Source organism: Paenibacillus polymyxa, assembly GCF_015710975.1.
In the GTDB taxonomy this organism is placed as follows: Bacteria; Bacillota; Bacilli; order Paenibacillales; family Paenibacillaceae; genus Paenibacillus; species Paenibacillus polymyxa.
In genome coordinates this window covers 4,310,120-4,333,292 of record NZ_CP049783.1, presented here as the reverse complement: position 1 = coordinate 4,333,292, position 23,173 = coordinate 4,310,120, and the positions used below count along the sequence as shown (strand labels likewise).

At 48.0% G+C, this 23,173-nt stretch carries 19 protein-coding genes; 9 read left to right on the top strand and 10 right to left on the bottom strand.

Annotation, left to right across the window (positions count from 1 at the left end; all coding sequences use genetic code 11):
- Positions 1-3: 3 nt before the first annotated feature.
- Together leuC and G7035_RS19340 are read right to left on the bottom strand one after the other, a co-directional pair.
- Positions 4-1,428: a 3-isopropylmalate dehydratase large subunit gene (gene leuC / locus G7035_RS19345; RefSeq protein ID WP_016822141.1), complete on the bottom strand. Its 1,425-nt coding sequence runs from the start codon at positions 1,426-1,428 to the stop codon at positions 4-6.
- 382 nt (positions 1,429-1,810) lie between these two features.
- Positions 1,811-4,660 carry an alpha-amylase family glycosyl hydrolase gene (locus tag G7035_RS19340; RefSeq protein ID WP_019687823.1) on the bottom strand — a complete coding sequence of 950 codons (2,850 nt, stop codon included), beginning with the start codon at positions 4,658-4,660 and terminating at the stop codon, positions 1,811-1,813.
- 338 nt (positions 4,661-4,998) lie between these two features.
- Between G7035_RS19340 and G7035_RS19335 the strand changes: the two genes are divergently transcribed.
- From G7035_RS19335 to hydF, 8 genes are all read left to right on the top strand, one after another.
- Positions 4,999-5,535, top strand: a complete 537-nt coding sequence (locus G7035_RS19335; protein ID WP_225164765.1) for a hypothetical protein — start codon at positions 4,999-5,001, stop codon at positions 5,533-5,535.
- A 129-nt stretch (positions 5,536-5,664) separates the two neighbouring features.
- Positions 5,665-7,827: a formate dehydrogenase subunit alpha gene (gene fdhF / locus G7035_RS19330; protein ID WP_019687824.1), complete on the top strand. Its 2,163-nt coding sequence runs from the start codon at positions 5,665-5,667 to the stop codon at positions 7,825-7,827.
- The gene (locus G7035_RS27840) at positions 7,824-8,453 is read left to right on the top strand and encodes a 4Fe-4S dicluster domain-containing protein (protein WP_019687825.1); all 630 of its coding nucleotides are present in this window, start codon (positions 7,824-7,826) and stop codon (positions 8,451-8,453) included. Before fdhF ends, G7035_RS27840 begins: the two co-directional genes overlap by 4 nt.
- A gap of 68 nt (positions 8,454-8,521) precedes the next feature.
- The gene (locus G7035_RS19315; protein ID WP_269060453.1) at positions 8,522-9,874 is read left to right on the top strand and encodes a [FeFe] hydrogenase, group A; all 1,353 of its coding nucleotides are present in this window, start codon (positions 8,522-8,524) and stop codon (positions 9,872-9,874) included.
- Positions 9,808-9,987, top strand: coding sequence for an iron hydrogenase small subunit (locus tag G7035_RS27705; RefSeq protein WP_269060447.1), 180 nt, complete (start codon positions 9,808-9,810; stop codon positions 9,985-9,987). Before G7035_RS19315 ends, G7035_RS27705 begins: the two co-directional genes overlap by 67 nt.
- 69 nt (positions 9,988-10,056) lie before the next feature.
- Positions 10,057-10,647: a 4Fe-4S dicluster domain-containing protein gene (locus G7035_RS19310; RefSeq protein WP_016822146.1), complete on the top strand. Its 591-nt coding sequence runs from the start codon at positions 10,057-10,059 to the stop codon at positions 10,645-10,647.
- 28 nt (positions 10,648-10,675) lie between these two features.
- Positions 10,676-12,064, top strand: a complete 1,389-nt coding sequence (locus G7035_RS19305; protein WP_049789350.1) for an aspartate ammonia-lyase — start codon at positions 10,676-10,678, stop codon at positions 12,062-12,064.
- Positions 12,051-13,304 (top strand): [FeFe] hydrogenase H-cluster maturation GTPase HydF, encoded by a 1,254-nt coding sequence (hydF, locus tag G7035_RS19300; RefSeq protein WP_019687827.1) that lies wholly within the window; start codon positions 12,051-12,053, stop codon positions 13,302-13,304. Before G7035_RS19305 ends, hydF begins: the two co-directional genes overlap by 14 nt.
- 99 nt (positions 13,305-13,403) lie before the next feature.
- Here hydF and hydG read toward each other — a convergent pair whose 3' ends face one another.
- The 3 genes from hydG to G7035_RS19285 form a co-directional block, all read right to left on the bottom strand.
- On the bottom strand, positions 13,404-14,816 hold the full coding sequence (gene hydG / locus G7035_RS19295) for a [FeFe] hydrogenase H-cluster radical SAM maturase HydG (protein ID WP_016822149.1): 1,413 nt from the start codon (positions 14,814-14,816) through the stop codon (positions 13,404-13,406).
- Between the two features lie 49 nt (positions 14,817-14,865).
- Positions 14,866-15,885, bottom strand: coding sequence for a [FeFe] hydrogenase H-cluster radical SAM maturase HydE (hydE, locus tag G7035_RS19290; protein ID WP_019687828.1), 1,020 nt, complete (start codon positions 15,883-15,885; stop codon positions 14,866-14,868).
- 287 nt (positions 15,886-16,172) lie between these two features.
- Positions 16,173-17,789, bottom strand: coding sequence for an alkaline phosphatase (locus G7035_RS19285; RefSeq protein WP_019687829.1), 1,617 nt, complete (start codon positions 17,787-17,789; stop codon positions 16,173-16,175).
- Positions 17,790-18,029: 240 nt separating this feature from the next.
- Between G7035_RS19285 and G7035_RS19280 the strand changes: the two genes are divergently transcribed.
- Positions 18,030-18,947, top strand: coding sequence for a LysR family transcriptional regulator (locus G7035_RS19280; RefSeq protein WP_019687830.1), 918 nt, complete (start codon positions 18,030-18,032; stop codon positions 18,945-18,947).
- A gap of 336 nt (positions 18,948-19,283) precedes the next feature.
- On the opposite strand, the gene G7035_RS19275 is transcribed toward G7035_RS19280, so the two are convergent.
- The 5 genes from G7035_RS19275 to G7035_RS19255 all read right to left on the bottom strand — a co-directional run bounded on the left by G7035_RS19275 (position 19,284) and on the right by G7035_RS19255 (position 23,152).
- The gene (locus tag G7035_RS19275; RefSeq protein ID WP_016822153.1) at positions 19,284-19,424 is read right to left on the bottom strand and encodes a hypothetical protein; all 141 of its coding nucleotides are present in this window, start codon (positions 19,422-19,424) and stop codon (positions 19,284-19,286) included.
- A gap of 77 nt (positions 19,425-19,501) precedes the next feature.
- Complete coding sequence (locus G7035_RS19270; protein ID WP_017427572.1) at positions 19,502-20,302, bottom strand: DUF3592 domain-containing protein; 801 nt, start codon at positions 20,300-20,302, stop codon at positions 19,502-19,504.
- A 74-nt stretch (positions 20,303-20,376) separates the two neighbouring features.
- On the bottom strand, positions 20,377-20,796 hold the full coding sequence (locus tag G7035_RS19265; RefSeq protein WP_016822155.1) for a hypothetical protein: 420 nt from the start codon (positions 20,794-20,796) through the stop codon (positions 20,377-20,379).
- A gap of 235 nt (positions 20,797-21,031) precedes the next feature.
- The gene (locus G7035_RS19260) at positions 21,032-22,312 is read right to left on the bottom strand and encodes a helix-turn-helix domain-containing protein (protein ID WP_019687831.1); all 1,281 of its coding nucleotides are present in this window, start codon (positions 22,310-22,312) and stop codon (positions 21,032-21,034) included.
- Positions 22,313-22,333: 21 nt separating this feature from the next.
- Positions 22,334-23,152 carry a carbon-nitrogen family hydrolase gene (locus tag G7035_RS19255; RefSeq protein ID WP_019687832.1) on the bottom strand — a complete coding sequence of 273 codons (819 nt, stop codon included), beginning with the start codon at positions 23,150-23,152 and terminating at the stop codon, positions 22,334-22,336.
- Between the last annotated feature and the right edge of the window lie 21 nt (positions 23,153-23,173).

The window sequence follows — 23,173 nt, the reverse complement described above, 5'->3', positions numbered from 1 at the left end:
ATCCTAGCGGACAACTTCTTCCTGCTTGAATTTCCAATCCCGTACATCGACAAAATGTCCATGAATCGCCGCAGCGGCTGCCATTGCTGGAGATACAAGGTGAGTACGTCCTCCGCGTCCCTGACGACCTTCAAAGTTGCGATTAGAAGTTGACGCACAACGCTGTCCCGGTTGAAGCACATCTGGATTCATCGCAAGACACATGCTGCAACCCGCTTCGCGCCATTCAAATCCTGCTTCTTGAAAAATGACGTCCAGTCCTTCTTCTTCAGCCTGAATCTTCACACGACCCGAACCTGGTACGACGATTGCCGTGACTTTGTCAGAAACCTTGTAGCCTTTAGCTACCTCGGCCGCAGCGCGCAAATCTTCAATCCGGCCGTTGGTACAGGAGCCGATAAACACGTAGTCAATCGCAATATCCGTGATCGGTGTACCTGGCTTCAAATCCATATATTCAAGCGCTTTTTCAGCTGCTTTACGTTCGTTTTCTGTCGGCAATTCTGCCGGAGTCGGTACGGTTGAGGAAATATCTGTTCCCATACCCGGACTGGTGCCCCAGGTTACTTGTGGTATCAAAGCATCGACGTCAAACTCCAGTACGACATCAAACTCGGCGCCTTCATCGGTGACAAGTGCTTTCCACTCAGCAACTGCTTGCTCAAAAGCAGCTCCTTGCGGCACATGCTCGCGTCCACGCAAGTAGTTGAAGGTCGTTTCGTCCGGTGCAATCATACCTGCTCTGGCTCCGCCTTCAATGGACATGTTACACACTGTCATGCGCTCTTCCATGCTCAACTCGCGGATGGACTCACCTGTGTACTCAATAACATAGCCTGTAGCGAAATCTGTACCGTATTTGGCGATGACACCCAAAATCATGTCCTTTGCCGTCACACCAGGTTTGCGACGCCCTACGAAACGAACTTCCATCGTTTTTGCTTTTGCTTGCTGGAGACATTGCGTTGCCAATACGTGCTCTACCTCACTGGTTCCGATACCAAAAGCGAGCGCTCCGAACGCCCCGTGTGTGGAGGTATGGCTATCACCACAAACAATCGTTTTTCCCGGATGAGTCAGACCCAGTTCAGGCCCCATAACGTGAACGACACCTTGATCCACCGTATCCAGATCATATAGTGTGACACCGAAATCGCGGCAATTTTGAGTTAATGTATCAATCTGCTGCTTGGAAATCGGGTCCGTAATGTTGTAACGATCTTTTGTCGGTACATTATGATCCATTGTGGCAAACGTGAGCTCTGGACGACGCACCTTGCGCCCGCTAAGACGTAGTCCTTCAAACGCCTGCGGCGAAGTTACCTCATGTACGAGGTGAAGATCAATGTACAAAATACTCGGCTTGCCCGCTTCCTGATAGATGACATGGTTATCCCAAATTTTCTCGAACATGGTTTTTTTACTCATCAATATTCACCCCTGTGTTTTTCGAACCTAGTGGAGAGAAGCTGTACGGCTCTCTCTTGGATGTCAACAATATACCACGACGTGTCTGATTGGTCTAAGATATGATATCTATAGAAGTGATAGTCTTGACCTATAAGTGTGCTAGAGAAAATATTGAGGCAGGGAGTGAAGTTGGTAGGATAGAAAAATATATCCCCCTAGTTTTCTAACCAACATTTGCCCCGAGAGCTATGTATCTTGGAAGATTAACACACCAAAGGCCGAGGGTTATTTTTCCTTTCGACCTTTGGTATGACTCTATTTTTATATCATTATAGTTTTCTGTTAAACCTTGAGATTCAGTGTTTCTCCATATCGTACAACGTCAACCTCCGCTGACAGTTTACTTCAAATAGGTTCCCGTTTCTCCAATTCCACCACTGCCATTCAATACATATACCCTTGCATTTCCTTTACCGGAGCAAGTCAAGGTGATTTTGCCATCCGTAACGGTTTTGGAATCACCGGTCACTGCATCCACATAGGTTCCGTTCGGAATCCCGGAAAATGTTGCATTACCTGAAATCGTGACCAACGCAAAACTGTCAATGCCTTTGGCGCTGTCGGTATATCTTCTTTTAAACGCAAGATTGCCCGTTACATTCTCTGTAGAATACTGGCCTTTTTGCAAGGCAGGAACAGCTCTTCTAATTAAATTTAGCTGTCTGATATGTTTCGCCAGAGGATGGTTCAGTGATTCCGCAAGCGTGCCAGTAGCGTTTGTGTATTTGCCATAATCTTGTACCATAACACTGCCTTCTATGTGATCCCCGTAATAAGCCCGTCCCGTTTTGCTTAGCGGTGCGTTTGGACCCGGATCAATGACTGCCCCCTTTTGAAATTCGATTTCGGAGCCATAGAAGATGGCGGGTATTCCGCGGAAGGTGAACATCAGATCGAGATTCTCGGCCCAAGTGTCTTGTGTGCCCGCAAATCTTTGATTTTCCGGAGCCTGATCAGGCGCATAGTCATGCGAGTCGACATAGGTTACATTCCACGTAGCATCATTATAGTATTGGTCGCCACTTCTCATATTAAAGGCTTCATGCGCGGTCTTGAATGCCCAATGCATCGGGAAATCAATCACATCCATGCCCGATTTCCTCGAATAGTCAGGTGTATGATAGGTATTGCCGATTAAGAAAGCATTGTTCGAGGTTGGCTGTCCTGCTGTAGTAGAGTTATCCGCCCACTCTTGTTCAACCGACATTTTATTAGAGGCATAGTCATTTTTCCCATCGCCCGGATACGATTTTGAAGCCTTCCAAGTATAGAATGGTGTTGAGATCGCTGGAATTCCGCTGTTCCAAACATCTCTGTACCGGGTGGCTACTTCTCCAAAAACATAGAAATCCGAGCCTCCTCTTGTCTTCCAGGCAGGAATATAGTATTTATTGAAAATATACCGGCTCACATGCTTCACTGTATCGACACGGAAAGCGTCCACACCCATGTCTATATAGTGATTGTAAGTATCAATTAAATATTTGTTAACTGCAGGGTTTTCTGTATTCAAATCCACGCAATCTCCCGCTATCTGACCAGTCTGAACAGTATAGGATTCCCAGGAAAGACTTTTCTCTGTATGGTAAATGTTATTGTTCGTTTCCGTATTCTTCATTAGAGCGAGCCTTGCCTGATACTGCTGATCGGGTGTCATGGAATCATAGTTTGGCGGCAGCTTATCCGTAGTTTTCACCAAGTTGTTACCGGTATCCGGTTTAGCCGGATCTTTCCTAAACATGGGGTACAGATTCTCTTCACCAAAATTGCCGGTATGATTGACGACGATGTCCTGAATGACCTTCAGCCCTTTGGCATGGGCCGCATTGATCAAATCCTGATAAGAAGCTCCCGCCGATTCATACCTTGGGTCTACTTTGGCAAAATTTATAGCATGGTAACCATGATAATCATAACCGCTGGCATTCTGCACAACAGGTGTAATCCAGATGGCACTAAATCCGAGGGCTTTGATATAATCGAGTTTCTGAATCAGCCCCTTAAAATCTCCTCTCCAAGCAGGGTCTGAATCTGGATTACGCGCCTTGGCATCATCCCATGCGTGCACATTGTTGCTTGGATCACCGTCATAGAACCGGGAAGTAATCACGAAGTAAATAGTGTCTTCCCGAAAATCACCTTTGTCTCCAATATTATAAACAAAGCTCTGTTTGGTTTGATTTCCAGCACCGTCTATAACAAGAAATTTTAATGTCGTGGTCTTGGAGATAAGGATGGATGGTCCGGTCAATCCGGCCAATGCGTTACCGAGGATGTAGACTTTTGAGCTTGTGGTCGGTTCCGTACCATCCTCCGTGTAGTATGCCTTGGTCGTTGCCGCCTTGTTATCTTTCAGGTTGAAGGATACAGTCACAGAGGAACCGGAATGCCCGGCAGGCAAATTCGCTGTGATTGTCGGAGCTTGCAGATCGGCATTCAGGTCAATTACATAATCGAAAGAGGATGCATTTCCGGTTTGACCGATTGAATTGACGGCGATGGCCTTGATAGTCAAAGAGGATGCAACCTGAATTGGAGTGGTATACAAGGTCGAGGAGGTCGTAGGTGTCGAACCGTCTACCGTATAATAAATCTTATCGCTACTGTTGGTGCTGGAAAGCGTTACCGTTTGAGCCGAATCGTATGTTTTCGGCACAGGAGAGATGGAAACCGCCGGAATTTTTGGAGTTTCCGGGTTGGTATCATACCATACGTTATCCGTGTAATACCAACCCTCTTTCACACTGCGAGACAAGTCGGCCGTCTGTTTGCCACTACTGTCATTAAAAATGAGACTTGAGCCTGTCGCCTCGGCAATGGTATAGCTATACCAGTCGTTTCCGTCCGACTTCATCAGAATTCCTGGCCACGCCCCACTAATCGGAACGGTTGACGGATTCAAATTCCAGTAATGGATTCGAATTGTTGAATTCCAGTTTGAAGGCTTCTTAAAGTGAACCGTTAATCCGTTTTGAGTTGCTGTAGGTGTTGCCATAGGTGCATATGTTGCAGTAACGGTAGAAGTAGCCGATGCGGTTGGCAATGGAAGAGCATTCACTGTGGAATTCGTATAGGTTGCTGAATAATCGGTATTACTGGCCGAAGCACCACTAGGTAAACCGAAGAAGTTCAAGCAAAGCGACAATATAATCAACCAAGAAATAAAACTCCCTGTTTTTTTTCTTAGCAAGTTAACACCCTCCTGATAAAATTTAGTGGGTAGATCGTGCAACCGGTTGCATAAAAACAAAAAAAAAAGAAAGACACTTATTTGGATAAAATGAATCCATTGATCGCCTCCTCCGTGTTATGTAAGGAAAATAATCATTGTACGCGCTTACAAAATTAGCACTTAGAAAAGCCCATTTAAATACGGCTCAATAATACCCAATGATTTTTCCTTTTTTGATTATATCATCCATACTTTTCCTCGGTCAATGTATTTGCTAGTGTGTAGATTTCCTCGCTCGCTAAATTCCCAGCACACCTATCTCCAATCTAAACTATGTAAAATTTTGGTTAGGTGTAATGAATTTCACATCTTTCCGGGTCAACCTGTTCTACCATAGAAGAGTGATACGCCGTGCTGGGCAGACCATTTTGGTTGGGACGTCTACTTCCTTTTCTAAATTAGCTACAGAGGCTGTCTGGCATGTGCGGCAAGTACGCCTTTATTTTGATTCGAAGCGGAGTGTCCAGATGTTGAATACCGAATTGGAATACCGTGAGCGCATCAGGAAGCTGGCCGTATGTATTGTCAAGCATTACCGAGGAAAAGGACCGGACAACGTTAAGGTTTCTCTCAACTCACCACTCCGAGTTACAGTAGAGATCCAGGGTACTTTGTCTAATCTGTCCGAAATTCTCGTTCATGAAGGCGCTGTGGAAAAGGTCAGTGATTACTGGAACGTCCTTCGTCCTTATCTGGAAAAGGAGTTTATGAGGGAAGCCGAAAAAACACTTGGCAGTCCCTTCACTTACACTTGGGAGGTCTGCCCCTCCGTCCATGGAGACGGACATATTATCATTACTCTTGAACTACAACACATACCCCGGTTGGATTAGCGGGAAGGAGATTATCTCCTCGCTCGCGGATAAGCCAGTACAGGATGCAGCGTGAAGCGGCATTTTTGTATTGGCTTTTTTTCATGTTACGAGTTTCATCTATTTCATATAAAAAGAGGTGCTGCACTCATGGCAGACAAGGTATTAACAGTATGTCCCTACTGCGGAAGCGGTTGTCAGCTTCATTTGCTAGTGGACAAAGGACAGGTAATTGGCGCAGAGCCGGCTAATGGTCGTACAAATGAAGGAACATTGTGTTTGAAAGGACATTATGGGTGGGATTTTCTGAATGATCCACAGATTCTGACTGCACGCTTGCGCAAGCCCATGATTCGCAAAAATGGAGTCATGGAGGAAGTGGAGTGGAATGAAGCCATTCAGTATACTGCCGAACGACTGTCAGCCATTAAGGAAAAGTATGGTCCTGACTCTATCATGGGGACGGGCTCCGCACGCGGTCCGGGAAATGAAGCCAATTATGTTATGCAAAAATTCATGCGGGCAGTCATTGGCACCAACAATATTGATCATTGCGCTCGTGTATGCCACGGCCCTTCTGTAGCAGGTTTGACTTACTCGCTCGGGGACGGGGCTATGTCCAACTCTATTCCTGAAATTGAACACTCTGATCTCATATTCGTATTTGGATACAACGCGCCCGAAACGCATCCAATCGTCGCAAGACGCATCGTAGCAGCCAAGCAACGAGGTGCCAAAATTATTGTATGTGATCCACGCATGACTGAAACTGGACGCATTTCAGATATGTGGCTACCTCTAAAAGGCGGCTCGAACATGGCTTTGGTGAACGCTTTTGGTCATGTGCTAGTGCATGAAGGGCTGTACGACAAAAGATATGTGGAAGCAAACACAGAAGGCTTTGCCGAATACGTAGATAGCATTAAAAAATATACGCCCGAATATGCAGAAGGCATCACAGGTGTCAAGGCGGCTGACATTCGGGCGGCTATGAGGGAATATGCCAAGGCTCCTACCGCTACAATTCTGTACGGAATGGGCGTATGTCAATTTTCACAGGCTGTTGATGTGGTAAAAGGGCTCGCTTCCCTTGCCCTACTGACCGGAAATCTGGGCAAGCCAAATGTAGGTATTGGACCTGTACGTGGACAAAACAATGTTCAGGGCTCCTGCGACATGGGTGCATTACCTAATGTGTATCCTGGTTACCAGGATGTCATTGACACCGCAGTTCGCAAAAAGTTTGAAAAAGCATGGGGTGTTGAGCTACCGCGTAAAAAAGGATATTCACTTACAGAAGTACCGCATCTCATTCTGAAAGAGAACAAGCTGAAGGCTTATTATATTTTCGGCGAAGACCCTGTACAGAGTGATCCGAACGCTGCCGAGCTGCGTGAAGCGCTAGAACAATTGGAATTTGTCGTGGTGCAGGATATTTTCATGAACAAAACGGCGCTGCATGCGGATGTCATCCTCCCTTCTACCTCTTGGGGCGAGCATGACGGGGTGTATTCTTCGGCAGATCGGGGCTTTCAGCGTATCCGTAAGGCCGTCGAGCCGCAAGGTGATGTAAAGCCTGACTGGGCCATCATTAGTGAGGTTGCTACCGCCATGGGCTACCCTATGTCCTATGCGAACACAGAGGAAATTTGGGATGAAATGCGAAGCCTCAGTCCTTTATTCGCTGGTGCCAGCTACCAGAAAATGGAGGAACAAGGCGGCGTGCAATGGCCCTGCCCTACAGAGGATCATCCAGGTACACCGTATTTGTACAAAGGCAATCAATTTTCCACACCTAGTGGTAAAGGACGATTATTCGCCTGCGAATGGCGTCCGCCGCAAGAGCAGCCGGATGCAAAATTCCCGCTTGTCTTATCTACAGTCCGTGAGGTAGGTCATTATTCGGTGCGTACGATGACTGGGAATTGCCGTGCATTACGCCAGTTGTCTGATGAGCCTGGATTTATTCAGATTAGCCCAGAAGACGGAGCAGATCTGAATATTCTGGATGGCGAAATTGTTGCCATCTCCTCCCGTCGGGGACGCATCATGGCGCGGGCACAAATTAGCGACCGTGTGCAACAAGGTGCGACCTACATGACCTATCACTGGTGGGTCGGAGCATGTAACGAGTTAACCGCCGATTTTCTCGATCCGGTATCCAAAACCCCAGAATTGAAATACTGCGCCATCCGGTTGGAACGGATTGCCGACCAAGCGCAGGCTGAACGGGATGTACATGAATCGTACCAAAAGATTCGCAGACAGATGAACGTCCAGGAAGCCATTCTAGCTGACAAGGTGACAAGATGAGCGGCGTACGAAACACGCTGAACCGTTCGACGAGCAGAATGGGTTCAGCCAATAGAACAAGTGCTGTTGCCTCCTCTTTCGTCGTTGCGGATGGCGGGCAATGTATTGGCTGCAAAGCCTGCGAACTGGCTTGCTTTGCCGTTCACGGTCAGGCGAGCGGCATAGGCGCTTCGATCGGAACAGTCAGCGTGCCTGTGGTGCCCAAGGTGTATGTAGTGCGAGCTGGGGATACGTACGTGCCGGTGCAATGCCGGCATTGTGAGAATGCCCCCTGTGCACATGCCTGTCCGGTGCAGGCCATTCGTCAGGAAGACGGCGTAGTCATGATTGATGAGGAACGATGCATCGGCTGCACCTCCTGTGTTTTGGCCTGCCCCTTCGGGGCAATCGAGGTGTCTCCGGTCTATCGAGCCGGGCACGTTATCACGCAGTCCGGCCTGACTCACCGTGCAAATCGAACCGCGCTTCCCCGAACTGCGGCAAGCAAATGCGATCTGTGCGCGGAAACAGAGAACGGACAGCCTGCTTGTGTAGAAGCCTGTCCAAATCATGTGCTACGGCTGGCCAATGGTATATCCGACTCGCCTCCAGAGCCTCGGCGGGAAGTCTTTTTCCCACGCCTGTAAGGTCAAAATCAGCCGCAGAAAGGTAGAAAAACATGTCAACAACAGACAAGATCTCTTCGCCTCCTTGTATGAGGACGTCTGATTCTACAGACCCCGTCATTCATATTGACCCAACGCTCTGCACTGGATGCAGACGCTGTGCGGGTGTTTGTCCGGTAGATGCCATAGAGGGACTGCCTGGAGAACCTCAAACCGTGAACGCAGACCGCTGTGTTATTTGCGGTCAATGTGTGCAAATATGCAGCGTGTACGCCTCAGATTGGGCAGATTCATCTCCGCAGGCAGCCGCCATCAGACGACAGGAACGTATACGTGAACGCGATATGCCTGCCGACATCGGCGAACCGCTATTTGCTGCCTATTATAGCTATAACCTGATTAAGGTAGCTGACATGATGAAGAAGCCAGGACAGCTTCGAATCGTGCAGTGCGCCCCAGCCATTCGCGTGTCACTCGCGGAGGAATTTGGTATGCCGTTTGGTACCCTGACGCCCGGCAAAATGGCCGCTGCCCTTCGTCGTCTCGGCTTCGATCGAGTATATGATACGAATTTCGGAGCTGACGTAACCATCATGGAAGAAGGCACTGAGCTGATTCGCCGCGTAACCGAGGGTGGACCGTTACCGATGTTCACATCCTGCTGTCCAGCTTGGGTCCGTTTTGCCGAGATTGAATACCCCGATCTGCTAGACCATCTATCCAGTTGCAAATCGCCAATGCAAATGGTGGGAGCACTGATCAAGACCTATGGTGCACAGCTGGATGAGGTGGAACCTGCGAATATTTACAGCGTCGCGATCATGCCATGTACCTGCAAACAATTTGAATGCGACCGTCCCGAAATGGAATCCGACGGTTATCGTGATGTGGATGAGGTGCTGACCACGCGTGAGCTGGCATACTGGATCAAGCAGCGCGGCATTGATTTTATGAACCTGCCTGATGAAGAATTTGATGCACCGCTAGGACAATATTCAGGCGCAGGCACTATTTTTGGGGTAACTGGAGGAGTTATGGAAGCTGCCATCCGCACAGGCTATGAGCTGCTGACGAATGAGAAGCTGCCCAAGCTCCAGCTGGATTTTGTCCGTGGCGAGGAAGGCATTCGAGTAGCAGAGGTACAGGTAGGCGAGCTGCAGCTCAAGGTGGCGGTCGTCGCTGGACTCCAGCATGCCTACCAACTCCTGGATCGTGTGCAGGCGGGTGAATGTGATTACCATTTTATTGAGGTCATGGGCTGTCCAGCCGGCTGTATCAGCGGAGGAGGGCAACCCAAGCTCATGTTGGAGAAACAAAAATCGATGCTTATCGTGCACGTAAATCGTCCATCTATGGACACGATGCTGCATCTCAGGTGCGCAAATCGCATGAGAACCCTTTTATCATCAAGCTGTACGATGAATTTCTGGGTGAGCCGCTAGGTCATGTATCGCACCATCTGCTGCACACGACCTTCCAAAAGCGTGGACCCGGCAAGCAGAGCCGTAGCAATGATATGCCCGTCAAAGGGCATAACGATTATTCCATTCATTAGTGCGCTCAACACATAAGTATGATCATTAGAAATTATATTTTGCTGTTAGTTAGAGAGGAGTCGAGTTGTATGAATCGCTTTGTTTTAGCTGATCCCGATCAGTGTATCGGCTGTCGCACCTGTGAAATCGCCTGTGTTATCGCACATTCGCCGGAGAACCCCTTTATCTCGCCAGATGACGAGTTTCATTTTCACCCTCGCCTTCAGGTGATCAAATCATTCGGAGTCACTGCACCTGTTCAGTGTCGTCACTGTGAGGATGCTCCATGTGCTAATGCCTGTCCGAACGGCTCCATTACGAACGCAGACGGCTGCATTCTTATTAATAGCGAAAGCTGCATTGGCTGTAAAACCTGTATGATCGCCTGCCCTTACGGTGCGATTACCATGGTGCCTCAATACAGAGACGGGCAGCCGGTCGTGCAAGACGGACTGTACACCAATGTGTCGGGTCGTTTGCAACCTAAAGAACGCATGATTGCCAGCAAATGTGATTTGTGCGAAGGTGTGGACGGCGGACCGGCCTGTATTGGAAAATGTCCAACTCAAGCCCTCAAGCTGGTCGAGCCAGATCTGGTTCATGCCCGGGTTGAGGAAAAACGAGCTGCAAGTGCACGTCAGCTGCTGCATATGACACGCATTCCGGCGACGGGTCTATAACATGACCGAACGGGATGCACTAGGAGACATGAAAATTCCTATGGATGCCTTGTACGGTATTCATACCGCACGTGCGATGAACAATTTTGCAGTCAGCGGCAGGCCCGTGAACAGAAATCTGATTCACGCTCTTGTGTTGGTAAAAAAAACCGCCGCTCAAGTGAATGGTGAGCAGACCCGGTTGTCTGCCCACCGGGTCTCTGCCATTGTAAATGCCTGCGATGAATTACTCGCAGGACGGCATCAAGATATGTTTACCGTGGATGCCATGCAAGGCGGCGCAGGCACCAGTACCCATATGAACGTAAATGAGGTCATTGCTAATTTGGCCATTGTACAGCTAGGGGGGCAGCCAGGACAATATGAGCTTGTACATCCGCTGGATGATGTGAACTGCTGCCAATCTACGAATGATGTATATCCGACGGCGCTACGAATTGCAGCGATACGCCTGCTGCGCCCTTTGTGTGACACGATGTCTTCGTTACAAAATGCTTTACAGCAAAAAGAAATAGAATATGCCGACCTGCTCAAGCTAGGCCGCACACAGCTAATGGATGCCCTGCCTATGATGGCCGGGCAAGGCTTTGGCGCCTACGCAAAAGCTATAGGGCGTGACCGTTGGCGCCTCTATAAAGCCGAAGAGCGGCTACGAGAAATCCCTATTGGAGGCACGGCGATTGGCACTGGTATGAATGCGCCTCGGGCTTACAGCTACCGGATGGTCGAAAAGCTGGCGGATGAGACTGGATTAGGGCTATGCCGTAGCGACCACCCCATGGACCCGATTCAAAATATGGATGTCTTCGTCGAGGTGTCAGGTCTACTTAAATCCGCCGCGGTAAATCTGCTCAAAATATCTAGCGATTTTCGTCTGCTAGCCTCTGGTCCTTTCGGTGGTATCGGTGAATACCTGCTGCCCCCAGTCCAAGCTGGTTCCTCCATTATGCCTGGTAAGGTCAATCCGGTAATGGCTGAAATGGCCGGATTGACAGCGATGCGTGTGATGGCCGAAGATGCGGCTATCACGATGGCTGCTGCCTCTGGACAGCTGGAGCTGAACGCGTTCCTGCCGTTGATTGCCGAATCGCTGCTCGAATCGCTGCATATTCTCACCAATGCCGTTCAACTGTTCGAGGAACGGTGTGTGCGCGGTCTGATCGTACAGGAGGAACGCTGCTCTGCTAATCTGCACAGCTCAGCTGTGATGGCCTCCGCGCTGGTCGCTGAGCTTGGCTATGATGAAGCTGCTTCCATTGCATCAGCAGCCATTGCACAGGGTCGCACACCAGAGGATATTGCAGAGGATCGCGGTCAGCTGACCCGTGCGCGGATTGACCAATTGTGCCATCCCTATACCGTAACCAAGCCCGGAATTCCGGGGCAGGAAGAAGGAACTCACCATGGGAATGAATGATACCCCAAGAAGTAACCGACCACATATCGTTCTGCTTGGTCGCCGAAATGCAGGCAAATCCAGCATTCTGAACGCCTTGACCGGCCAGCCCGCCGCTGTGGTATCACCTATAGGAGGAACGACTACGGACCCCGTTTTCAAGCCGATGGAGCTACTTCCTGCGGGTCCCATTGTTCTGGTGGATACCGCCGGACTGGACGATGAGGGTGAGATCGGGGAGCTGCGCCGCAACAAAACGCTAGAAATACTTAATAGTACAGACTTGGCTCTGCTGGTCATCGACGCCACTGTTGGAGTCGGACCATTCGAGTACGAGCTGCTCGAGAAGCTACGCACCAAAAAGATTCCTGTCATTGGTGTACTAAATAAAATAGATACCCTTGCTGAATCAGATCCAATGGCTGCAACGCTGGAGACCGAATTGAATCTCGCACTGATTCCTTTCAGTGCATCTATGCTCCGGGGTGACGCAGAACTGAAAAAGGCCATCACAAATACACTCCCCCAAAACGAAGATCGCTTCCGTATCGTAGGTGACCTGTTGTCACCCGGCGATCTGGTCGTGCTGGTGGTTCCCATCGATAAAGCGGCACCAAAGGGACGATTGATTCTGCCGCAGCAGCAAACGATCCGTGATACGCTAGAGAGCGATGCCATCGCTGTCGTGACCAAAGAGCATGAGCTACGTTTGACGCTGGAGCGACTGGGACGCAAGCCCAGCCTGGTCATTACCGATTCACAGGTCTTTATGAAAGTTGCGGCCGACACGCCCAAGGATATACCACTTACCTCTTTCTCCATTCTGTTCGCCCGTCATAAAGGCGATCTGGACGAACTGGTGCGAGGAGCAAGAGCCATTGAACGCCTCAAGGATGGAGACCGTGTGCTCATTGCGGAAGCCTGCACTCACCAATGCCAATCTGACGATATTGGTCGAGTAAAAATCCCTCGTTGGCTGCGTCAAACGATAGGCAAACGCCTCATTATCGAACATGCATCTGGCTCCAGTTTCCCTGACGATTTGAGTGAATATGCGTTGGTTATTCATTGCGGTGCCTGTATGCTCAATCGGCGTACAATGCTTCACCGAATGTCTGAAACGAAAGCCGCCAGGGTGCCGATTGTGAACTATGGTGTGTTTATCGCTTATGTCCAGGGAGTCTTCCCCCGGGCTATTAAATGCTTTCCATCTGCTATGCTAGCCTGGGAGCAAGCCGCTAAAGCAGGAAGTTATTCTTAAAATCTCGTCATTAATATTCTTCTCTCTAGACATACAAAAGCAGCCGCGCTGATTCCAACGCGACTGCTTTTTATTTTCAAATGCTATTATTATCAATTGCTAAAAATACAAATCGCGCTCGCCTGCTTCTAATCGTTCAAGTCTGTCAAGCGTCAAACGGCGCGTTGATTCACGTGGTATACGCTCCAGATTTTCACGCAGAGCAGCAGCTCCCAATTCACGTGCTTCCTCATCCCCATAATCCAGCAGATATTCTTGGAAGGTCAGCAGCGAATTCGGCTGGCACACATTGTGAATTTGTCCGGATTTGGCAAGTTCCATGAAGCGATCTCCGGTTCGTCCCTCACGGTAGCAAGCTGTACAGTAGCTTGGCATATATCCGCCACGGCACAAACTTTTAATAATTTCCGATGGAGAGCGATGGTCTCCCACCTCAAATTGAGGCTTATCTTCCGTCTCCTGTTTTGCATAGGCGCCTACGCCTGTAGCTGATCCAGCACTAATCTGTGACACGCCTAAACCAATGACACGGTCTCTATATTCCGGCTCCTCGCGCGTAGACAGGATCATCCCAGCATAAGGGACAGCCAGTCGAAGAACGGATACAATTTTCATAAAATCATCGTCGTTGACCAGGTACGGATATCGCTCCAGATCTACATTTTCAGCCGGACGCAATCGTGGAACCGAGACCGTGTGAGGCCCACAACCAAAGGTTTCTTCCAAGTGCTCTGCATGTTTCAGCATGGCTACTGTTTCATACCGGAAATCATACAAGCCATACAACACACCGATCCCCACATCATCTATACCCGCACGCATAGCCCGGTCCATTGCGGTGGTGTGCCAATCATAATCCCGTTTGGGTCCCTGCAGATGAAATTTGCGATAGCTCTCCCGATGATACGTTTCCTGAAATAAAATATACGTACCAATACCCACCTCTGCCAGCTTCCGATAGTCCTCCTCGGTTGTAGATGCAATATTCACATTAATCCGCCGAATGCTGCCGTTATCTACCTTGACCTCATAGATCTGGCGCAGACAATCGACGATATAATCAATGGGACAATGGACTGGGTCTTCCCCCGCTTCTAATACAAGTCGCTTGTGTCCCAGTTCTTGAAGCACTCTAACCTCCTCCACCAATTCCTCCGGGGTCAGGCGGCTACGCGCAAAGCTATCATTGGTATGCTTATACCCACAATATTCGCAGTTATTAACGCAGTGGTTGCTTACATATAAAGGAGCGAACAACACAATCCGGTTGCCATAAATCTGCTCTTTGACGGCCCGCGAAGATTTGAACATCTCTTCCAATAATTCAGGATCATCTACATGCAAAAGAGCCGCCGCTTCACTTGCATTCAGCCCGCGGCAGGCTCTACCCTTTTCTAAAATTTCCAAAATGCGTTGTCGATTTGTTGCCTCTTGTTTCCCCTGCTCCACTGCGGCCATTATCTCTGCTTCATTAATAAAATCTGCCGACACTTTCTCCCGTACTCCACTCACGTATACCCATCTCCTTATTTATGGTTACTGCAATGTTTCCGTCACGTTCTCACACGGTCCCCTGTCTCATAAGCTGTCGTTGCACTCTCAAACTATCGCCGCGCCCCATATCGACTTCAAATCCCGCTCCACGGATTCGCAGCTCCAAGCAATGTCTACATTGGGCAGACTCATCGCCCAAACATATTTTATTCTCATAAATCGCATACTTAGGCCTCACCGCCAGTGGCGACAAATTAGGCATCACCACATTCGCTCCCGCCTGAAGCGCCTTCTCCCTTCCCTGGGGATGAATCGTCCCCATGGCCGTGGATGCCGGAATAAGCGCATCTGGAACGACCAACCGGGATAATGAAATGATATCAAGTGCCTTTTCCATGCTCCCCTGGCTGGCCTCACGAAGCGGCGTATTGCTATGTGGTAAAAAGGGGCCAATTCCGATCATATCTGGCGACAGGCTATGCAAATAGACCAAATCATCTGCTAATTCACTGTTCGTTTGTCCCGGCAATCCCACCATACATCCAGCCCCGATCTGAAAGCCGATCCGTTGCAAAGCCAGCAGCCGGCTACGCCTGCTTTCGATCGTCATCGTCGGATGCAGCTTGGCGTACAAACTGGGTGAAGCTGTCTCATGCCGGAGCAAAAAACGGTCCGCGCCCGCCTCGTATAGTTGCTCATAAGTTTCGTCATCCCGTTCACCGATGGACAATGTAACCGCCACATCTGCAAAACGGCTTTTAATTTCCCGAATTAGTTTCGTCAGCCGGGCAGCCGTAAACCAGTAATCTTCCCCACTTTGCAAAACAAAGGTCCGATAACCCAGTTCATACCCCTCCGCGCAGCAGGCCAGAATTTCTTCCGGCTGCAAACGGTAACGGTCTGCCTGTTTATTCGAAGCACGCAGCCCACAGTACATGCAATCCTGACGACATATACTTGAGAATTCAATTAATCCTCGTAAAAAAACACCTTTGCCATAACGCTCCAATTTGGTGCGAGCTGCCAGTTGGCGCAGTTGTGCTCGTAGCGTCGGCTCACTATCCAGACGTGTCAGCAGCTCCGTCATTTCCGTATGCGTCCATTCCTTGCCATCAGCCAGACGCAGTAATAATTCGTCCGTGACTCATCCCTTCTTCCCTCGTCCATCCGGACTTTACATCATCAGTGGCTTATATCGTACATGTATTATTCTAGCAACATCAGAGAGAATATAACGTGACTAGTTTCACAAAAAATCCCATTTTCTGAGAACCAATTTCATTCTCACCTTAAAAACTACATATTCATCTCTACACACAAAAAAAGCTGTTCCTCCGTTATAGAAGAAACAGCTTCTCTCGATAGGTCTATTTATCACTGAATCAAATCAATCGCCTGCTGGGGTACAAAATAATCAACGCCGTTAAATACGACTACACCGTTGAGCGTAGAATTTTTACCATTCAGTGTAGCAATATTTTTGTATACTGGAAGCTCCAGCTTGTTACTGCCTTTGGTCACCGTAATGACTTTCGTGTCCGCAGTAAACTTGGCTCCTTTAGCTTCAAAAGCGGCTTTTGCAGGAACAAACAGTTGCTTGCTGACTGTATCCAAATCCAGTCCAAGTACACGTGTCATATACTTATTTACATCTGTATTGTCGATGACACCGGATGGACGGTCACCGTTCGGCGCGTACGTGTACAACACGACATCACCCCCTGTGTGTCCACCTGTAGTCCAGCCAATATTGGCGCGTTTGCTAATAATTGGTCCGACGGCATAGTTCATGCTGCCTTCTTTGGCATCTTTAATTGTTTTTACTTCTTCGTCTGACAAATCGGTGATGCCAAAATACGTGGAAAGCACCTCTTTAATATTGCTGCGATCTGCATTCAGCTTGGATTCCAAGCCTTCACCCGTCAGCTTCGCTTTTTTCAATGGATCTATAAAAGAAGCTAAAGGCGTTTTGTCATAATTGCTAGTTGTATCACTGCTACCAATCGTCAACCCACCGTTTCCGTGGTCTGTCACTGCTACGACGACAGTATTTTGGTTTTGCTTGGCGTAATCAAGAGCAACCTTCACTGCATCGTCAAATGAAAGCACGTCACTAATAATTCCCGTTGGATCATTAGCATGTGCAGCCCAATCCACTTTACTGCCCTCTACCATTAAGAAAAAGCCTTTATCATTTTTGGATAACACATCAATGGCTTTCGTTGTCATTTCTGCCAAGCTAGGTTCCTTCGATGCATCGCGATCCAGGTCATATGCAAGAGCTTCGGGAGAAAAGCTGCCCCAGAGCTTGCTGGAGGTCGAATTTTTCAGCCCTTCAGGTGTTGTGACAAAATCATAGCCCTGGTCTTTAATTTGAGCAATTAAATCTTGGCCGTCCTTACGCCCTGCTGGCTCCAAAAACTTGCCGCCTCCACCTAACACAACGTCAACTCCGTTGTAGGCTTGTTGCATGCTGAGTGCATCATAATTTTTGCGGTCAGGATAATGTGCGGTAAAATCAGCTGGTGTCGCATGCATAATCTCCGAAGTAGCAATAATTCCGGTTGATTTCCCTGCTAGCTTGGAAGCCTCCAGAATGGAAGCTACAGGCTTTTTGGCGTCACCTGCTGCGATCGGTTGCTGTCCGGGCATCGTTGCTTCATCTGGAAGAACGCCTACATACCCAGTATGTGATTTATGTCCTGTGGCAAAAGCTGTACCCGCCGGAGCAGAATCGGCAATCGGTGCATCCGCAGAATGTGTACGCACCATCCCGCTTGCCATGCTGTCTAACGTTAAGGATGATCCTTTGTACCATCTAGCCAATGCAGTAGCGTCATTAGCCATGCCGTCTGGAATCAGAATAATTACATTTTTAATTGTCGTGTCCTTCTCGACTGCCATCGCTGTCCCGCCGCTTACGGTTAGCATCATCGTCGCTAGGAGTGCAGCTACCGATTTTTTCGTATGTATCCCCCAACATTTTAGCATTCATTTTCCTCCCAGACCTTTTTTTGTACAACCAGAACTAAGATTAATTATGTTTTATCAGGAGAATGTTAAGGGAATTAATTATCTATATTAAAAGACTCTATTTGTGAAAAAACGCTTCATCTTATATAAAACTTGTGACACATGAGACCCGTTAGGATTGGGCATTTAATTTTATTATTGTATAATCAGTCTATGATGTAATAGGAAAAGCTTATAAGATAAGGAGCATGAAATTCGATGGAATTCAGACAGCTTCAGTACACCCTGCAAATTGCAGCGGAAAAAAACTTCTCACGCGCAGCAGAAAAACTGCATATCGCTCAGCCTTCGTTGAGCCAGCAATTGTCCAAACTGGAAAAAGAGCTTGGGGTACTGTTATTTCAACGCAACACCAGCACGGTGGAACTAACACATGCCGGAGCAAGCTTTGTGGAAAAGGCAAAAAAAATAGTCGACGCGGTGGAACAGCTCCGACAGGAAATGGACGATATCTCTCAGTTGCGAAAAGGGAAGGTCGTCGTTGGCAGTATGCCTATCACGGGCTCCCATTTGCTGCCACATGTGCTGCCTGTATTCAAGAGGGCTCATCCAGACATTGAAATCGCGTTAGTCGAAGATTCATCCATGAATCTGGAGAAAAAAACGGCAAGTGGCGATACCGATCTCAGCCTGCTCTCTCTTCCCCTAGTAGAACCTACACTTTCTTATGTACCCATCGGTGAAGAGTGGATTGATCTCGCTGTTCCTCCAGGTCATCCCCTAGCCCTGCGTAAAAACGGTAATCAGCCGCAGCCAGTGCACATGGAAGAACTTAAAGACGAGCCTTTTGTCGTCCTGAAAAAAGGGCAAGGCTTTCGCAAGCTGACGATGGATCTGTGTCATCAGGCAGGCTTTGAACCTAATGTGGTGTTTGAAAGCACCAATATGGAGACACTCCAATCGCTCGTAGCGACAGGTATGGGAGTGACGCTCGTTCCCCGTTTTATCGCCCGCGCCGCCAGCAGCGAGTTTGTTCCAGCATTGCTGCCACTAGCCGAACCTACCCCCAGCCGTACCCTGGCGATTGCTTACCGGAACGGACGTTATTTGTCTAAAGCTGCCGAAGCTTTTATTGATACCTTCCGAGAAACGGTCAAGCAACTTTCTCAAAAGTAGCATCGAACGTGAAAAGGACCGTTTTCCTCCCCAGCCCAAGCCAGAGAGGAAGACGGTCCTGGGGCTTCGCCCCTATACTTTCAATACGGCATTTAGATCACGGGTTCGATTACACTGTTGCGATTGCTTCCCTCTGTCTTCAACGAACCACATTTCATGTTCATTTGAAATCCATGTCAGCCTCGCCTGATTACTCTACACTTGCTCGGAAACTCCACTTTATCCATCCCGCATCACTTCTTTCCTTAAGGTCTCTAGTCTTGGTATCCAAGAATGTCCTACCTCAGTTCCAATGTGCTGTGTGATCCCAAAGTGCCTGTCCTCGCCTTGTTGTGATCAGGGTCTCCCTACATGGGGTGGACTTTTATCCTGATCATAGCCCATTTCAAAGTTGTTTCCGACAACCTGTCTATTTAAGCCTCTCGGCCGTGACAGGCCATCCCTATTCGCCAGTTCGGATCTACTTTGGTTATCCATCGTTATCAACCTCCTGGTGTCGGGATACTATTATAATACACCTATGGGCTGTATCTGAAACAGATTCAACAATTTTTTTATCGGGATGAACCAAATGCTTGCTGCACGTCGGATTCACTCACTTGTGTTTTAATAACCAGTTTCGAAGGATCTTGAGGCGAATATATCACCTCTATAATACTTCCCTGCTGCAGTTTGGATAGTTGGGAAGAAAAAACTTCCTTCTGCGTGGTTACATTAAATGTCTCGCCGTTGCTTTTCGTTATTGTCAGTGTAAACTGAAGCTTGATTTTATTGGGCCCCGCTTCACCCATGGGTGTGACATCCATTATCTTTGCATAGGCCTGTTCACCGGTTTTGGCAATTTCCATCAGCTCAGGCGATACGCCCTGCTTGACCATCTGCTCATTCATTAACGCTTGCAAATCCATTTGCGACACCTGACCTTTCAGGTCAAGACCCACCTTCATTTTGTCTTTCTCAGATACGATCAACGGAATAATCGAGCCTGGCTGAAATTGAGCCATGGAGGTCAAAGGAATAATCGTCGTCAAAGCAGTATCATATTTATCTTCACCCTGTTTGGTTACGGTCAACCCGAGCTTTACCTGCGGCTGATTGTTTACATAAGTCCCTGTTTGTTGAACACTTGTAATGATTCCAACCCCCGGAACACCCTTCTTGACTTTACCGCCACCAAAAAACAAACCTAAAATACCCGGTAGAAATATAAGCGCAAAGCCTGTATAAATTAACGGCCGATACCACGGGGCTTCCATAATTAAAAATGGATCATCCCATAAATATTCAGCCAGAAAAGGCGAAAACCCTACGCCAAACACCAGAAGTACCCCGATCAAACTCAAAAATCCTTTCATTCTCCAAAACCCCTTTTTCAATCATTTATTTAAAAAAATGTGCTCGCAAGAATGGTGAAACGCCCGCCAATCATTTACGCTGTCACCAGCCCCATATAAATCAGCTCTGATGGATTTGCCGGATTGCTACCCAGACCCACCACATCTCCAGGTCGCGGAATTTGCAGCTTAGATACGAGCGTTTCCAGCGTTTTTTGGTATCGATTGCCGCTAACTTCCGTCACATCTAGTACAAGCACCACAATCGGATCAAAATTCACGAGCTTCCCGGTATCTGTTACCGAAATCACAACCGCAGTTGCTGCCATCGCCAAGCCTCCGTTAGCCGCCGTTTGAGCTTGTCTTGCCGAGTTTAAGCTCTGGTTGATCTGTTCCCGATGCTCTTTGGGGACCAGACCTTTCATAAATAATCCGGATAAGCCCTTATTCATCAGTTGATCTGCATGTTCTATCGCATCCTGCTGTTTTTTCTTCTTACCGAAAAAGTTCATCATGTGGTTGCACCTCATATTTTGTATTGTTGTACCTTATGAATTCAGTATAGAAGACGGTATCCAACACCACAATACGTTTTGACGCATACAAAAAAACCGAAAAAACAGCAGCTTTAAACTGTTTTTTGTCGGTTTAGTTTTGAGCTTTGGGGCGGTTTGCACAAAATTTTGCGCACTTCAGAGCATTCTTTTGCACGATCATCTGAATGTTTTGTGAAAAACGAGTGCATTCAGCCTATTTTTTACGCAAAAGATAGACCAGTTTACGATAATACGCTGATGATTCTTTATAGCGACGACTGTCCTCCGATACTACAGCCAGCGTTTCATATAGTTGCTCAAGCCGCGCTGGATGCTGGAGAGTTTCAAAATAAGGCAAACATTGCAGAGCATGCATCCAAAAAGCATCCTGTTTTCCCTGGGCAAGCGCAAGCTGGCTTTCATAAAAATCAAGCCCCATTTGCTGATCCGTTGTCAGATTAGTTTTACGTAGCTGATCCAGATGCTGTGAGAGCAGTCCCCAGTTTTTTCGGGTAAATGCAATCTCACAACGGTATATCAGCGTAACGGGCAGCATCATTTGTTGCATTTCCTCTCGCTCCCGACTCACCAATGCTTCAAAACGCACTACTTCCTCCAAGGCCTTATCCAGCTCGCCAATCGACGTCAGCATAATAATCCGATTGTTCAGGATCGTCGTAAGCATATCTGCCGCATTTTCCAAATAGACCAAATTCGCCTCCGCCATAGACAACGTTAACAGTGCTTCCTGTACAGAACCCATAGCAAAACAATATCCGCTATAAGTCACGTACAGGCCCGTCAGACGGTGAAAGAGCCGATCATCATATACCCTGCGCATTGTTTGCTCAAACACCTGTTTGGCCTGATCAAATTGCTTGACCTGAATGCAGGCCTCCATCATAATGTTTTGCGCATTCAGCCAGTTTTCGGTTCCCTCATCCACCAGGCGGATGAGCTGCGTAACGTTATTTAGTACATCATAATAATGATTTTTAGAGCGGAAATATTGAATTTTATAAAATAAAATTGCTTTTTTTAGTGGTGCGGGCAACTCCACCTCATCCGAGCGACCAAACCTCTCCAAATAAAAATTCAAATAGGTTTGATGCAAATATTCATAGGCTGTTGGGTCATTTAGCTGCTGGAAATAAACAGCCTTCATCAAATAAGTCGTCATTTCCACCACGAGCGAATCGTTGCGATCCTCCAACTGATCCACATAGCTTTCCGTAGCGGGATTAGCCAGCTTGGACAGCTCTGTGAAAATCGTATCCGCTGTAGCCAGCGTCTCCTCATCCTCTGCCGATGCACGTAATAGGTAGGAAGATTGTACACCTAGACGTTCAGCAATTTGCTCAGCTAAATCCTCAGCCAGCGGGTAACGGTCAGCCAATATATTCGCAAAATGTGCAGGTGTAACTAATCCGTCTACTAACTCTTTACGGGATAGGTTTTTCTTTTTACACAAAAATTCAATGCGTTCCTTAAGCATGGATTATCCTTTCTATACTGACTATCGGTCATACAGCAGGGGACGCCGATCTTCAAACACTGGAATACGCCCACGCACGTCCTGAACCAAGGCAGACTCAATTGAGCCTGTGAGAATCTCCTCCTGCTCTCCGCCCTCGGCAATCATTTCTCCCCATGGATCAATGATGAGCGAATGCCCGAAGAAATCGGTATCTCCACTACGACCTACCCGGTTACAAGCAATGACATACATCTGATTTTCAATAGCCCGTGCGGTCAGCAGGGTACGCCAGTGGTGAAGCCGGGGATGAGGCCATTCTGCAGGTACGATCAGCAAATTTGCGCCAGACAGGGCCAGACTGCGAGCCAGCTCAGGAAAACGGATATCGTAACAAATTGACGCCCCAGCCTGTATTCCGCCATCCAGTGCGAATACAACTTTCTCCTCGCCAGGCTGTAAATATTTCTCTTCATCCATAAGTCGGAACAGATGAATTTTAGAATACGACGCCACCTCTTTGCCTGTACGGTCAAAAACGAGCATCGTATTGTATACATGACCGTCGCTTTTTTTCTCTGCGATCGACCCTGCTACTACATTCACTTGATAAGTGGCGGCAAATGCCGCTATCCATGCCCGAGTCTTCGTGCCTTCTTCGTCCGCCAGCTCATGAATGCGATCCAAGGCATAACCTGTATTCCACATTTCCGGTAGAACAATCAGATCTGGCTTTTGTTCGGCCTTTACCGCTTGTTCCATTAAAGAACGGATATGATTGTGGTTTTCGGGAGGATTTCCTATCTCTATATGAGCTTGTATAAGTGCCACACCGAATGGCTGAGCTTCCTGATACGTCAAAGTTCTTCATCCTCTCTATGA